Consider the following 15,409-nt stretch of genomic DNA (forward strand, 5'->3'; position numbering starts at 1 on the left):
GGATTGCTGAAGTGATTAAATAAATCCAGAGCATATACAGGGAGGAATGTCTGAATGAACCCAGCTGTGAATTTTGTCGATGCGCTCCACAATGAATCGTTTGAGGATCGTTATTTATCCAAGAGAATCACTCATCAGAGCATGATTTACGACCATGGCAGAGAGAAGGAATCTTTAAACGGGAGCTGGCATTTCGGAATTGACCAATACGATACCTGCCTCAGAGCCGATTGGTATAAAGAAAGCTACGAGGATTCCGAGGGGAGAACCAATCCGATGGATTTCAGCTTCGACGAGTGGGAGACCATGACGGTGCCATCCTGCTGGAATACCCAAGGAGAGAAATATTTCTACTATGAAGGAAGCGTGGTGTACACCCGGACATTCCAGTACGGCAACAGAGGGGAGGAGCGGGTGTTCATCAAATTCGGTGCAGTCAATTATGATGCGAAAATCTTTTTGAATCAGGAATATCTCGGTTGCCATAAGGGAGGTTCGACCCCCTTCTATGTCGAAGTGACTGGCCTTCTAAAGAAATATAACCGGATCATAGCCGTCGCGAACAATACGCGGAAACCATGCCAGGTTCCTACGGATAATACGGATTGGTTCAACTACGGGGGCATTTACCGGGATGTAGAAATCATACGGCTGCCGGAAACGTTCATTAAGGATTTCTCCATCGCCTTGTTTCCCGGAAGCGGGTTCTCGAAGATCAAGGTCGAGCTGGAGGTGGAGGGTTCGAACCGGAATGGCCTCGGGGAACTAACCATTGAAGAACTGGGGATTACTTTTCCGCTTGAAGTATCGGACGGCAGAGCATCCGCTGTGATTGACGCCAAACCGGAATTATGGAGCCCTGAGCATCCGAAGCTGTATAAGGTCAAAGCGGTTTTCGAAAACGACGTGATCCGTGAGAACATTGGATTCCGTGAAATCCGCGTAGAGGGTACGGACATTTTGTTAAACGGCAGCAAAATCTTCCTGAAGGGTATCAGTGCTCATGAGGAAAGTGTGCTTAACGGCAAAGCCGTTACGGAAGCAGAGATTATTGAGAATTTTACATTAGCCAAAGAGATGAACTGCAACTATATGAGGCTTGCTCATTACCCCCATACCGAAAAGGCGGCAAAAATCGCCGATGAAATGGGCATCATGCTCTGGGAGGAGATTCCCGTCTATTGGGCTATTCAATTCCATAACGAAGCAACCTATCAGGACGCAGAAAACCAGCTGATCGAGCTCATTAAAAGAGACCGCAACCGAGCCAGCGTCATCATCTGGTCCGTGGGCAACGAAAATGCCGATACCGATGCGAGACTGAAATTTATGAGTTCCTTGGCCATGACGGCGAAAAAGTGGGATCCGACCCGGCTAGTGTCCGCTGCATGCCTCTTGGACCATGTCAATCATATCATTGACGACCGCCTTGCCGAGTATCTGGACATTATCGGGGCCAATCAATATTACGGATGGTATCAGACCGATTTCACCAATCTGATCAAGCTGTTTGAGAACAGCAAGCCGGAAAAGCCCGTTCTCATTACCGAATTCGGCGCCGATGCCAAAGCCGGACATCGAGGTACCGCTGATGATAAAGGGACCGAGGATTGCCAGGTGGACATCTATAAAAAACAGGTAAAGGTGCTTGGCCAAATTCCTTATATCAAGGGAACTAGCCCCTGGATTCTGTATGATTTCCGCTGCCCGAGAAGGCTCCATCCGATTACTCAAGACTATTACAATACCAAAGGGCTATTGAATGGGGACAAAAGCTATAAAAAACCCGCGTTCTATGTGATGCAGGATTTTTACAAAAATATTAACCCATGATACAACACCAGCAAGAAGAGGAGGGTAAACTGTGAGCGCGATATCCACCCAAAAAACGAGACGCAAAAAAATAAATACCGAGAAAGAAGAAAATCTCGCCGGCTATGTCTTCATTGCCCCGATGCTGATCGGACTGCTGATCCTGACCATCATTCCGACCATCATTACTTTTATTTTGAGTTTTACAGAATGGAGCTTTATTGCCCATCTCGATAAAATCAAGTTCGTTGGCTTGAAAAACTTCAGGAAACTGCTCGATGATCCGGTCTTCCTCACTTCCTTCAAGAACAATCTGATCCTGCTGCTGGCCGTGCCTGTACAGCTATTAATCGGATTAGTATTCGCCGTCATCATCGACAAATACGTATATTTTAAAAGCGTGTTCAAGGTTGTTTTTTTCATGCCGTATATTTCAAGCATCGTGGCCGTGGCCATTGTATTCCAATTGTTGTTCCAGCCGTCCTACGGGCCCGTCAACCAGACCTTGCGGGCGCTCGGAATCTCCGATCCGCCGAAGTGGTTGGCCGATCTGCACTACGCGCTTCCTTCCGTGATGATCATTATGGTGTGGGTTGGTATCGGCTTTAGTCTCGTCGTTTACCTGGCTGCCTTGCAATCGATTTCCAAAGACCTGTATGAATCGGCGGAAATCGATGGGGCTGGCTTTAGAACGAAGTTTTGGAAGATTACGTTTCCGCTCGTCTCGCCGACGACATTCTTTTTGCTTATCACCGGTCTGATTTCAAGCTTCAAATCCTTTGATATCATTAAAGTCCTTACAGGCGGGGGGCCGTCCTACTCGACCTCAGTCATCACCTACTATCTATACACAACTGCCTTTGAAAATTTGAAAACCGGTTATGCTTCATCAATCGCCTTATTTTTGTTTGGATGCGTCATGCTGATTACGGTGATTCAACTGTACGGCCAGAACAAATGGGTGAATTATTAATGCGGAGGTTGCTATGAAAAAATCGCTCGATTTAGGGAAAATCGCCCTCACGCTATTAATGACTGTTCTCGGAATTGCCTTTTTGCTGCCTTTCTTATGGATGATCTCGGCTTCATTCAAACCGGAAATCGATGTATTTAAGTACCCGATTGAGTGGATTCCCCGGCATTGGCAAGTTTACAAAAATTACAGCAAAGTCTGGTTCGAGGAAACTCCCTTTTATCTATATTATTGGAATACAATTAAGGTAAGCGTGCTAACCACTTTGTTGTCCCTTACCGTATCTTCCATGGCTGCCTATGCTTTTGGACTGATTTATTTCAAGGGGAAAAATTTCTTGTTCGTCCTGGTACTCATGACGTTCATGATTCCTAACTATTCGATTATGGTCCCGCAATTCATGATCTTTAAATGGCTGCATCTGTTCGATAGCCATCTGGGCCTAATCCTGCTCGGTTCATTCAGTGCGCTCGGCACATTTATGCTGCGGCAATTTTTCATGGGGCTGCAGAAGGATTGTCTTGATGCTGCCAGAATAGACGGCGCCGGACAACCGACCTTGTTTCTGCGGGTAGCCGTGCCGCTGGTTCGTCCAGCATTGGTCACTTACGCCATTCTGCGATTTATATGGACCTGGAACGATTATGCCAATCCACTGATCTTTCTCCGGAGCCGTAACTTGGAGACGATTCAGCTGGCCATTCAGAAGTTTGCTTCGGAAAGCGGAGTGTTCTATTCCTTGACTATGGCTGGCGCAGTTTCGGCGATTATTCCGCTGATCATCATCTTCATTCTTGCTCAGAAGCAGGTCATTGAAGGCATCGCGCTTGGTGGCGTAAAAGGGTAAAAATAATGCGAAACGAGTCAAAATTGTAGCTTTGGCCATAAAAATTTTGATGGTACGATTCAGATGTGTTTTTAAAATAAAGGAGGGTTTAAATTGAGAAAAAAGTGGGCATTATTCGTTGCTTTATCCGCTTTGCTGACTAGCCTGTTGTCCGGCTGCGGCAGCGAGCCGAAACAGAATGCTGCTTCGCCTGCAAATGATTCGGGGGCTGGAAATACTGCCGCGGAACATGTAACGATCAAATTCATCAACTGGGAGAGCCCTGAGGTCTATCAGCCAGCGATCGATGCCTTCCAACAGAAATATCCCCATATTACTGTTGAGTACGTTCCATTGGTTGAGAATGACTCCAACGAGACATTAAAGAAATTGGATATCATGTACGCTTCAGGTGAAGAATTTGACGTATTCTCGATTAACTCCACACCTAATTTCAGCCAACGGGCCAACAACGACATGCTGGAGCCGCTTGATGATTACATCGCCAAGGAAGGCTTGGTTTATGAAGACGAGTATAAAGCCGAACAAATGAAAGTAGATGGCAAACGTTACTCCTTACCGGGAAAATTTGGGCCTTGGCTAATTCTGTTGAATAAGGACCAGTTAACCGAGGCAGGGCTGTCTGTTCCTGAGAGCTGGACATGGGATGAATTCCGTGACTATGCCAAACGGTTAACTAGCGGCGAAGGCGCGGGCAAGCATTACGGAGCTCACTTCCATACCTGGAAGGACTATCTGTTGCTGAACAAATACAGCGCTCCCGACAATCAAGGCATTCTGAATGATGAGGGAACGGCGGTAGACGCGGATAATCCGTTAATGAAAAAGTCTCTCGAGCTCCGATACGATATGGAGAAAGTAGATAAGTCCGCAACGCCTTATCAGGACGTAATTACGCAAAAAATACCTTATCGCGATCAGTTTTTCCAAGGCAAGGCCAGCATGCTGCCGACGGGCCCGTGGATGATTGCGGAAGCCGGAGGAACGGAAACGATTTCCGCCACGTTCGAAACTGCCTTTGCACCATGGCCTACGAACAATAAGGGCGACGAAATTTACTCTTACGGCGGAGCCGATTCGCTGGTTATTTCATCGCAATCCAAGCATAAACAGGAGTCCTATGAATTTATCCGTTTCCTTTCGACAGAAGGGATGTCGCTGACCAAACAATTGTCGGCCTGGAAGCAGGCGGATGTGGGCAAAGAGCTTGACGCCATTATTGCCTCGACGCCATCTCCGGACAAAATCGATAAAGAATCGCTTATGAACACTTTGTCCGTAACGAAGCTCCCGAATCCACCAGTTGTTGTGCCTTATGCCGGCGATCTGGAGAACGCTTACATCTCCGAGGTGGATCAATATTTGCTGGGCAAGGCGGATATCGATACCACGATTGGAAAGATTAAGTCCAGCCTGCAAAAGATAATCGATGCAAACAAATGATCGCTGCGTTATAGTAGAAGGAGGATGCCGCCTGAGGCATCCCCTCTATTTTTATATAAAAGGAAGGGAACCGGCTCCATGAATAGGATCAAGATAAGCTGGAGACACAAACTTATTTATACCTCGCTCTTATGTCTAATGCTTCCGTCCATCATCTCACTGGCGCTCACCGGTATCCATACCAAGGATGAGTTCAAGCGAAAAGCGATCCTTAATGCCGAGCAATCCTTGGAAGTCTCTGATTTATATATAGCCAATATAGTCAGCGACATGATTTCCGTTACGAATTCGATCCAATACAGCAGCGAAATCATCACCCAATTGCGTTCCGCCTGGATGCAATACAATGAAGAAGGCTATAATTCAATCGATCTTTCCACCTTTAGAAAAATAACCGAAAACCTTGGCGATTTTACCTATATCCGGGATAAAACCTACTTGACCATCCTTATGCCGAACGGGCTTTATTTTACGAATTATCCTACGCATAATATAGATTTTTCTACAATATATCATGCGAATTGGCTGCAGAAGATGGCGGACGATCCGATAAATACAACGAGATTTATTGCGCCGCAGCCTAACTATGTCGTGTCGGAAGCCGGCAAACATCCTAATGTCATCACCGTGGCCCGTACCTTTCAGCTATATGCCCACAGTCCGAACTCATACATCATTATTAGCAAGCCTGAAGAGCAATTCCATCAAATCTTAAGTAAATATGCCTCGGATCAAACCATCTTGTTGAAAGATTCGGCAGGAAAAATCATTTCGCATACGGACCTGGAACAGCTCGGACGACCTGCTCCCGAAGCCCATTCGGCCGGTGGCCAGGCTGTGGTGAATTGGAACGGCACGGAATATTTATCTGTGGACCATCCGCTTGCTTATGCGGGCTGGAGCCTGCAAAGCTTGATCGACTCCCGGAAAGTTACGGGAAATATTGGCAGTTTTATTAATTATTTGTTTTTGCTGCAAATGTTGTTCGTCATCATATTCTCTATCGTCATGTACTACTTGCTCCGTCAATTTACGTATCCGATCATCCGACTGGCAAGAACCTCGGGCAGAGTCCAGGGAGGCGACCTCAATGTACGTTCCAAAGTCGAAGGGACGGACGAAATCGGCCAATTGGGGGTGTCGTTTGACCGAATGCTGGATCGGATTGAGGAAATGGTCCGCCAAATCGAATGGGAGCAAAACCGGAAGCGGATCGCTGAGCTGGAATTGCTGCAGGCCCAGATTAATCCCCATTTCCTGTTTAACATTTTGAACTCCATTCGTCTTCAGGTCATGATGAAGGGCGAAGGCGAAATTGCTAAAATCATTGAGTCTTTATCCACTTTGCTCCGAATGACGATTAACCGGAATAATGAATTCATACCTTTGCATGAGGAAGTCGCAACGGTGGAGCATTATATGAAATTAATGAATTACAGGCATATGGATAAGGTGGAACTCAAGATCAGTCTCGCTTCCAACACCTTGTTGGAAACTATTCCGAGGTTTACTTTGCAGCCACTCATTGAAAACGCATACATCCATGGCCTCGAGCAAAAGAGCGGTGAAATTTCAATTTCCTCCTGGAAGACCGAAACTAAGCTGTTTATTTGCGTGCAGGATAACGGGAAAGGCATGACGGAGGAGCAGTTGGAAGCTGTGATGAATCTGTTTCAATCCAAAGGGAAGATCGAGGGAGAAACGCGGGTTAATCAGCATATTTCAGGCATCGGCCTGCGCAATGTCCATGAACGGATCAAGATGATTTACGGAACAGCTTGTTCCATGGAACTGCAAAGCCTTTCCGGCGAGGGTGTAAAAATCACTTTGACATTACCATTTACAGAGAATAAGGAGAACCACGCCCATGTATAAAGTGATTATTGTCGATGATGACGTTGCCGTGCTTACTTTCCTAAGCAATATGATATCTTGGGAGAAGTATGGCTTTGAATTGGAAGGCGCCTGCTCGGATGCATATCAAGCCCTGGAATTAAGTGAACGGAATATGCCGGACCTAGTGGTTACGGATATCGGGATGCCTGGAATGAGCGGCCTAGAGCTGATTAAAAAAATGAAAGAGCTTAACGGGCATGCGCATTTTCTTATCCTCTCCTGTCATGATGAATTCAGATTCGCTCAACAAGCGGTTCAGCTAGGGGTACAGGAGTATATTTTAAAAGAAACACTCAATATGGAAGGCATGGAGGAAATTCTCGGGAGAATCCGCAATCAGCTTGTTGAAAGCTCCCGCTTACAGCAAAGGGTGGAGAAGCTGCAGTATCAAGCTGTTCAAAGCAAATCCAGCCTAAAGGAGAAGTGGCTCCGGGATTTTTTGACCTCCCCGTTGACGGACCCTAAGAACTGGATCCAAAAATTGACCGATTATGGTTTGATTCCGAATTTGAAACGTTTCCTGCCGATGGTGGGCAGTGTTTACAGTTATGAAGATGCTTTATCTCGGTACAATAATGAACACGTTTTAAAATTTGTCATTGAGAATATGTTGGAAGAGTTGCTTCAAGAAGAATCGCGGATTCTTTTTTTTCCCTATTCGGCTAAGCAATTTTGTCTGCTCTATGCGTGCGAGCCAGATCTTAAAATTAACCCCTACGCAGAAGCGGAACGTTTTTGCTGCAAATTGCAGAGAAATTTGGCCGAGACGCTTAAGGTTGAAGTTTCTTTTCTCATAGGCGAGCTGGGTAGCGATAGTCATAAAATGAAACGCCAGTGGATGGATTTGTTCCAGTCGGTTAACGCCTTTTTCTATTCCACCGAACCGGGAGTAGGCCAAATAAATCGAATCATGCCGCTTGCAGGCCAAGAGGAGCTGCTCTCTTATTTCCCTGCGCTGGCCGAGCAGATCAATCTGTTGGTTTTGGAAGGAAATACGGATGTTGGACCGACGGTTGACGCATTTATCCAATTTATCGCCGAACGGAAATTTCATCCGAGCTACGTGAAGCAATTTTTGTATAAACTCGAGCTTGATATACAACTGAAATTAATATACAGCCACCAGTTTAAAAATAAAAAAAACCAACTGATGCTAGACCAGATCGGCAATATCCACGAATTGAAGGTTTGGATGACCCAATTTTTGATGGAAGCCGTCTACGTCATGGATCAAATCTCCAAGCAAAGCAAAAAAACAGAAATCATCGAAGCCCAAAAATACATCCAAATGAATCTGCGGCGGAAGATTACATTGGAGGAGGTGGCTGACCACCTCTACTTGAACTCGAGTTATTTCAGCCGGCTGTTCAAAAAAGAAACCGGTGAGACCTTTGTTGAATATATGACTCGGATGAAAATGGAGAAGGCCAGAGAGATGCTTAGCGATACGAGCGCAGCCGTAGAAGAAGTGGCGCTGGCGCTTGGTTATGACAATAGGAGCTATTTCGTTAAGCTGTTCAAGAAGTATTATGGCATATCGCCAAGCCGATTAATTTAAGGTTCCAGTAGACACCAGTCCGTCTTTTTTCTAAGATGATTACAAAAGGAAGACATGGAGAATAGGGGATGTGTTTACATGGTCCGAGAGGAGAACGGAGTGTTTCCGGCTGTGTGTCCATTGGATTGTCCGGATACCTGCGGCCTGTTACTGCATAAAGAAGACGGAAAAATCGTAAAGGTGACGGGGAATCCCGAACATCCTGTCACGAAAGGCGCTATTTGCAATAAAGTCCGTAACATGACGGAGCGGATTTATCATCCGGAACGTATTCTCTACCCGCTGCGGCGGACGGGAGCCAAGGGCGAAGGGAATTTCGAAAGGATTACTTGGGACGAAGCCATCGGCGAAATTGCCGGGAAATTTACGGAATTGATTCGTGATCACGGCTCTGAGAGCATCATGCCGTACAGCTTCTACGGCAATATGGGAGCGCTGAGCGTGGACGGCATGGACCGCCGTTTCTTTCACAGACTCGGCTCAACCCGGCTGGACCAGGGCATTTGCAATGCCGCCGGCAACGTAGGCTGGAAGTATACGATGGGATTCATGGGGGGGAAGAGTCCGGAGGAGACCGCCAAGGCCAAGCTGTTCATTGTATGGGGACAGAATACGATCAGCACGAATATGCACGCATGGTCCATCATGGAAAAGGCGCGCAAGCAAGGGGCGAAGCTCGTCGTTATCGATGTGCACCGGAATCGGACCGGCGACCGGGCGGATTGGTTCATTCCGCTCCATCCGGGAACGGATGCGGCTCTGGCGCTCGGCTTGATGCATGTCCTGTTCGACCGCGGCCTGGTGAACGAGGAGTTCCTCGAGAAATATACTATTGGCCATCAAGAGCTGCGCGAGCATGTGAAGCAGTATACGCCGGACAAGGTGGCAGCCATTACCGGGGTTCCGGCGGATGATATCGTCAAGCTAGCCAAGATGTACGGGGAAACATCTCCGGCGTTCATACAAATCGGCAACGGACTGCAGCATCACGACAATGGCGGCATGAACATCCGGACGATCGTCTGCCTTCCAGCGCTGACGGGGCAGTGGCTCGTCGAGGGAGGCGGCGCGATTAAAGCGAACGGTGATTATTCCAAATTCAATGGAACGGCGTTGGAGCGTTCCGACCTCCGGGCGAATCCCGATGCCCGGATCGTCAGCATGAATCAGCTCGGCGAGGCGCTGCTGTCCCTGGATCCGCCGATCCGGGGAATGTTCGTCTACTGCGCGAATCCGGCTGTGGTAGCCCCGGATACAGACAAGGTGGAGCGAGGCTTGCTGCGCGAGGATTTGTTCACGGTCGTACATGATCTGTTCATGACGGATACGGCCAAATATGCGGATATTATCCTGCCGGCAACATCAACCTTCGAGAATACGGACGTATACCGGTCCTACTGGCATCACTACATCCAGCTTCAGGAGCCGGTCATTCCCCCGCAGGGCGAGAGCAAGAGCAATATGGAGGTATTCAAGCTGCTTGCGCAGGCAATGGGGTTCACGGAGGAGGCCTTTCAGGATACGGAAGAGGATATGATTCGCCAGGCGCTGGATCACCCAGCAAATCCGCATATCGAGCATATTACGCTGGATGGATTGAAGGAGCACCGCTTCCTGAAGCTGAATATGGAATATCAGAGCCGTTATTTCACAGCGCCGCCAACCCCTTCCGGCAAAATTGAACTGTATTCGCAGCGCATGGCCGAGGCCGGACTTCCGCCGCTGCCCACTTATGTTCCGCTCGTGGAAGGCTATGACGGCGAACGGCGGCCAGGCACAGGCTCCCGCTATCCGCTTATGTTCATTTCGCCGCCGAACCACAGCTTCCTCAACTCCACCTTCGCTAATGTAGAGAAGCTGGCAGCGCTGGAGAAGGAACCGATGCTGCAAATTCATCCGGAGGATGCGGCGGCGCGGGGAATATCTGACGGGGACGCGGTTCTCGTGTGGAACGATCGAGGGCAGTTCGAAGTAACGGCGGCAGTGACGGATAAAATGCTGCCGGGCACCGTTGTCAGCCAGGGGCTGTGGTGGGAGCAGGAAGACAAGCGCCAGCGTGCGAATGCACTGACTCCTGAGCGCCTCGCCGATATGGGGAACGGAGCGACCTTCTTCTCGACTGTTGTCGAGGTAAAGCGTCAACGGAAGTGCTTGCCGAATCAATAAGATTGCGCGATACTAGATAATTATTTTTGTGTATTGGAAAAGCCCGCGAGGGCTTTTTCCTCTTCATGCAGATGGTGGGCGATAAGGATGAAATTTTTGGAGCAGTATCCTAAAGAAGTGAGGGGCTTTCTAGTCGCGAGTCTTGTCAACTCCGCGGGCGGGTCGCTGATGTGGCCGCTCGTATCCATGTATGTGTTTGATGAGCTGGGCCGCAGCATGGCGGCCGCCGGCTTCGTCATTTTGATCCAATCGGTCGGCGGCATCGCCGGACAGCTTCTCGGGGGCGGTCTGTATCATAGAATCGGCGTTAAAAGGTTAATCGTCGGTTCCCTGATCCTGAATGCGCTCGGATTGTTTACATTGCCTTTCATCAGCAGCTACTGGCTGTTATTCGTGGCGATGATGGGCTTCATCGGCTTCTGCAATGCCGTGTCTCTCCCGGCAATTCAGGCGTTTATCGGCTTCCGGTTTGCCGATCGGCGCGGCGAGCTATTTAACGTCATTTATGTGGCCAACAATATCGGAGTGGCCGTCGGCACAGCGCTGAGCGGATTTCTGGCCGAATTCTCGTATCATTTGAGCTTTATACTGAACGGAGTAACCTCAGCGGGTTTCGCGCTGTTCTTCTTCTCGTATCTGTCGCGGATTGACGGCGTCGGCTCTGAAGCAGCGGTGCAGATGAAGAAGGGAGCTCCGCCCGAAGGCAAGGGGATGGGGCTGCTGCTTGGAAACACGCGTATCTATCTCTACATGGGGCTCGGCTCGCTGTTTCTCTGGTTCGGCAACTCGATTTGGAACACCGGAGTATCGCCGTATATCATCTCGGAAGGGATGTCCAAAACCGCTTATGGCTATTTGTGGACGCTGAACGGCATATTGATCTTCGTCGCTCAGCCGGTGACGGGGGCGATTAAGCGGCTGTTTGCCCGTACGGAAAATGTCCAGATGGCGGTCAGCGCCATGTTCTACTTGTCCGCTTACGTCGTCATTGTCATCATGAACAATTATCCGGGCATGGTGCTGGCGATGGTGCTGGCTACGCTTGGAGAAATGCTGATTTCTCCCGCGATCCCTTCGTTTATTGCTGAGCGGTGCGGCAAGGAGGCTCCGTTCTATATCGGGCTTGTAGGCGGCTTAGGTGCTGCAGGACGTGTGATCGGCCCGTATATCATGGGAACGATGTATGATGGTGGCGGCCTTCCGCCGGTCGCGTGGCTGGCTGCCGGAACTGCGGTGCTTTCAATTTGCTTCTTTATCGTCCATTCCCGAATGAACCGGACGCGGGCTGCCGCAAAGCATGCAATATGATTTTTTTAGTAAATTTTCTATAGTGGTATAATTAGATGGAACATCTTAAAGGACGATGGAAAGGGATGCGGCATGCATGGCGGATGAATCAGATGTGCTACGTGACTCCAGCATATGGATTAGACGATCGGAACTGCGGGATGCAGTTCATTTGATGGAGCTTGATGAGTTGGTCTGGAACGGCAAGACCAGCCCTTCTCCCATCAAGTGGGCCTCCCGGGAGCAATATTTGCAGCATTGCCCGCCGGGCGACCAGCTCGTAGCTGTAATGGGTGGGCAGGTGTGTGGATATTTGGGTTTTGCCGCACCGACGGCGATGCCGTGCCATCGCCATGTGTATGAGATTCATGTGGCGATCCACCCCGCTTTCCGGCGGCTCGGGATCGGAAGCAGACTGATGGCGGCGGTGAAGGAGCTGGCCGCAGAGGAGGGCATCCGCAAGCTTTCTCTACGTGTACTCGGCACTAATCCTTGTGCTATCGCTTTTTATGAAAGCTGCGGATTCATAATGCAGGGCAGGCTGATTGCGGAATATTACATTGAAGGGGAATACGTGGACGATATTTTAATGTGGTATCCGATCGCCCCTTAGCAAAGGATGGCGAAAAGTAGCTCTAGCTGGAGATGTGCGGCCAGGAGATCGACTGAACAAGGAGGTTTACTCTCCTCTCCGTTATCTTATCCGCCCAGGTCTCAGCTCAAGCGCATAGATATCTTCCTCCAGCGATGCCATTCTCTCATTCACAAGCTGCCGGGCGTCGCTTAGTGCTTGATTGTATACATACGGGCTGATTTGTTTCAGAAAAAAGTCTAACATACTGTCTGCGGCCAGGTCGCCGATTTGTTCGCCTCTTTCGATTTCGAAATATTCCTGAATGAGCGATATGATTTGCTCACGCTGCTCTCTCGGCAGTTTTAATGGGGTGATGGCCATATTTTATTACGTCCTTTCGCGTGATTTGGTGTTTTTTTTAGAAGAAAAACGTTTAACGACGTATTGAGCCAGACCGCGATTAGCGGTAGTTTTCTTATATTTTAACAAAAGCACCGGGCTGCGCCTACTTGAAGATACTGCTGAATCCTTCAGGTTTCAGGCCGGCCCGGTTTCAGCTCCTGGGTCGAAAACGCCTATGCCATTGAACTATTGCGGAGATATCGGTATATTTATAAGAAGAAAAATCGGATTAGAACGAGGTTTATCATATAAGGAAAGGTTGATATCCGTGGAGCATAACAGCAGCAACAGTACCCCACCTAACTTTATTAAAAATATTATTACCGAGGATCTGAAGAGCGGCAAAGTAAAGGAGATCGTCACGCGCTTTCCGCCGGAGCCTAACGGTTATTTGCATATCGGGCATGCCAAGGCGATTTGGATTAACTTTACGATCGCTGATGAATTCAGCGGCCGCACGCATCTGCGCTTTGACGATACGAACCCTGTCAAGGAGGACGTAGAGTACGTCAACTCGATCAAGGAAGACGTGAAATGGCTTGGCTTCGATTGGGAAGAGCTGCATTTTGCCTCGGATTACTTCGAGGAGATGTATGAGCGGGCGATCGTGCTGATCAAGAAAGGCAAAGCCTACGTCGACGACCAAAGCCCGGACGAGATTCGCGCGACCCGCGGAACGCTGACCGAGCCGGGACAAAACAGCCCGCATCGCGACCGTTCCGTGGAGGAGAACCTCGATTTGTTCGCCCGGATGCGCGCGGGAGAATTCAAGGATGGCGAGAAGGTGCTTCGCGCCAAAATCGACATGGCCTCGCCGAACATTAACCTGCGGGATCCAGTCATTTACCGCATACTCCATGCTTCTCATCACAACACAGGAGATAAGTGGTGTATTTATCCGATGTATACCTATGCCCATCCACTGGAGGACGCGATTGAGGGCATCACACACTCGCTCTGCACAACGGAGTTTGAAGATCAACGTCCGTTCTACGACTGGGTCATCGAGGAGACAGAAATGCCAAGCGTTCCGCGTCAGTATGAATTTGGGCGCTTGAATCTGACCCAGACGGTAACGAGCAAACGCAAGCTGAAGCTGCTGGTCGACGAAGGCATCGTGGACGGCTGGGACGACCCGAGAATGCCGACGATATCCGGCCTGCGCCGTCGCGGTTTAACGCCGGAAGCGATTAAAGCTTTCGTGTTCGAAGCGGGGATATCCAAGGCGTACGGGGAAATCGATCTGAAGATGCTCGATCATTTCATCCGCGAGGATTTGAAGCTGAAGGCGCCTAGAACGATGGCTGTTCTCGATCCGCTTAAAGTTGTGATCACGAACTATCCGGAAGGGCAAACCGAGCTGCTCGAAGCTGAGAACAACAGCGAGAACCCGGAAATGGGGAATCGCCAAATCCCGTTCTCCCGGGAAATTTACATTGAGCGTGAAGACTTCATGGAGGACCCGCCAAGCAAATATTTCCGCTTGTTCCCGGGCAATGAGGTGCGCTTGAAGCATGCTTATTTCATCAAGTGCAACGACGTGATCAAGGATGAAGAAGGCAACGTAGTGGAGATCCACTGCACTTACGATCCGGAAACGAAGAGCGGCAGCGGTTTTACTGGACGCAAGGTGAAGGGCACGATCCATTGGGTCGAGGCATCGCAGGCGGTGCCGGCCGAGTTCAGACTGTATGAGCCGCTAATCCTGGATGATCAAGTAGAAGAGGAAGGTCAGCTCGACGATGAGGAAGGCGGCGAGGAGAAAACCTTCATGGACTACCTCAACCCGAACTCCTTGAAGGTGGTTCAAGGTTTTGTGGAGCCGGGCTTGAAGGACGTGCAGCCGCAGGATAAATTCCAATTTTTCCGCCACGGCTATTTCAACGTCGATTCCAAATATTCGGCTCCGGGCCGTCCGGTCTTTAACCTGGTCGTTTCACTGAAGAGCTCTTTCCAGCTGCCGGATAAGAAGTAACCAGGGATTTGCAATGCATCTGTGCTTATAAATAACCCGCTTTAAGCCTCGCTTAAAGCGGGTTATTCTGCGTTTATCAGGGCATGTATTGTGTATTGTGCTCAATGGAGGCCAAAGGACAGCAAACGAAGGTCTGGCAATTGATAGTGGAAGTAACGCTGAAGATAGCAGTGGAAGAACTAATGGAAGAACTAATGGAAGAACTAATGGAAGAAGAACTAATGGAAGAAGAACTAATGGAAGAAGAACTAATGGAAGAACCGCTGGAGTTCCATGGGAAGTTCCCATGGAAAGTTCTATTGAAGAGTCCCATTGAGAGACCTATTGAAGGGCCGACTGAAGGTTCCAAGGTGTTTCGGTGGCACATTCCAACAAACTTGGGCCGATGATCACGCAGTGTACTCTCCATAAGCTTTACGGACCCTACGTTCGCTATTTTTAAAAAAATACGTGAAATTTAATATTAACGGACTGTG

General features: G+C 49.0%; 12 protein-coding genes. 11 read left to right on the forward strand and 1 reads right to left on the reverse strand.

Going from position 1 to position 15,409, the window contains the following annotated elements:
- Window positions 1–54 precede the first annotated feature (54 nt).
- The 9 genes from ACYUJT_RS16570 to ACYUJT_RS16610 all read left to right on the forward strand — a co-directional run bounded on the left by ACYUJT_RS16570 (window position 55) and on the right by ACYUJT_RS16610 (window position 12,595).
- Window positions 55–1,833 carry a glycoside hydrolase family 2 protein gene (locus tag ACYUJT_RS16570; RefSeq protein ID WP_460324150.1) on the forward strand — a complete coding sequence of 593 codons (1,779 nt, stop codon included), beginning with the start codon at window positions 55–57 and terminating at the stop codon, window positions 1,831–1,833.
- Between the two features lie 31 nt (window positions 1,834–1,864).
- Window positions 1,865–2,785, forward strand: a complete 921-nt coding sequence (locus tag ACYUJT_RS16575; RefSeq protein ID WP_460324152.1) for a carbohydrate ABC transporter permease — start codon at window positions 1,865–1,867, stop codon at window positions 2,783–2,785.
- A gap of 13 nt (window positions 2,786–2,798) precedes the next feature.
- On the forward strand, window positions 2,799–3,632 hold the full coding sequence (locus ACYUJT_RS16580) for a carbohydrate ABC transporter permease (RefSeq protein ID WP_283926123.1): 834 nt from the start codon (window positions 2,799–2,801) through the stop codon (window positions 3,630–3,632).
- Between the two features lie 93 nt (window positions 3,633–3,725).
- Window positions 3,726–5,075, forward strand: a complete 1,350-nt coding sequence (locus ACYUJT_RS16585) for an ABC transporter substrate-binding protein (RefSeq protein WP_460324154.1) — start codon at window positions 3,726–3,728, stop codon at window positions 5,073–5,075.
- Between the two features lie 138 nt (window positions 5,076–5,213).
- Window positions 5,214–6,950, forward strand: coding sequence for a sensor histidine kinase (locus tag ACYUJT_RS16590; protein WP_460324156.1), 1,737 nt, complete (start codon window positions 5,214–5,216; stop codon window positions 6,948–6,950).
- Window positions 6,943–8,529 carry a response regulator transcription factor gene (locus ACYUJT_RS16595; protein ID WP_460324158.1) on the forward strand — a complete coding sequence of 529 codons (1,587 nt, stop codon included), beginning with the start codon at window positions 6,943–6,945 and terminating at the stop codon, window positions 8,527–8,529. The genes ACYUJT_RS16590 and ACYUJT_RS16595 overlap by 8 nt, the downstream gene beginning before the upstream one ends.
- A 78-nt stretch (window positions 8,530–8,607) precedes the next feature.
- The gene (locus tag ACYUJT_RS16600) at window positions 8,608–10,695 is read left to right on the forward strand and encodes a molybdopterin-containing oxidoreductase family protein (protein ID WP_460324160.1); all 2,088 of its coding nucleotides are present in this window, start codon (window positions 8,608–8,610) and stop codon (window positions 10,693–10,695) included.
- 87 nt (window positions 10,696–10,782) lie between these two features.
- On the forward strand, window positions 10,783–12,003 hold the full coding sequence (locus tag ACYUJT_RS16605) for an MFS transporter (RefSeq protein WP_460324162.1): 1,221 nt from the start codon (window positions 10,783–10,785) through the stop codon (window positions 12,001–12,003).
- A gap of 76 nt (window positions 12,004–12,079) precedes the next feature.
- Entirely contained in the window at window positions 12,080–12,595 is a 516-nt protein-coding gene (locus ACYUJT_RS16610) for a GNAT family N-acetyltransferase (RefSeq protein WP_460324165.1), read from the forward strand.
- A gap of 81 nt (window positions 12,596–12,676) precedes the next feature.
- On the opposite strand, the gene ACYUJT_RS16615 is transcribed toward ACYUJT_RS16610, so the two are convergent.
- On the reverse strand, window positions 12,677–12,937 hold the full coding sequence (locus ACYUJT_RS16615; RefSeq protein ID WP_460324167.1) for a DUF2164 domain-containing protein: 261 nt from the start codon (window positions 12,935–12,937) through the stop codon (window positions 12,677–12,679).
- 289 nt (window positions 12,938–13,226) lie between these two features.
- On the opposite strand from ACYUJT_RS16615, the gene ACYUJT_RS16620 reads away from it, so the two are divergent.
- Both ACYUJT_RS16620 and ACYUJT_RS16625 read left to right on the forward strand, forming a co-directional pair.
- Window positions 13,227–14,933 carry a glutamine--tRNA ligase/YqeY domain fusion protein gene (locus ACYUJT_RS16620; protein WP_460324169.1) on the forward strand — a complete coding sequence of 569 codons (1,707 nt, stop codon included), beginning with the start codon at window positions 13,227–13,229 and terminating at the stop codon, window positions 14,931–14,933.
- A gap of 146 nt (window positions 14,934–15,079) precedes the next feature.
- Entirely contained in the window at window positions 15,080–15,322 is a 243-nt protein-coding gene (locus ACYUJT_RS16625; protein WP_460324171.1) for a hypothetical protein, read from the forward strand.
- Window positions 15,323–15,409 lie beyond the last annotated feature (87 nt).

This window comes from Paenibacillus sp. YSY-4.3 (assembly GCF_054767475.1).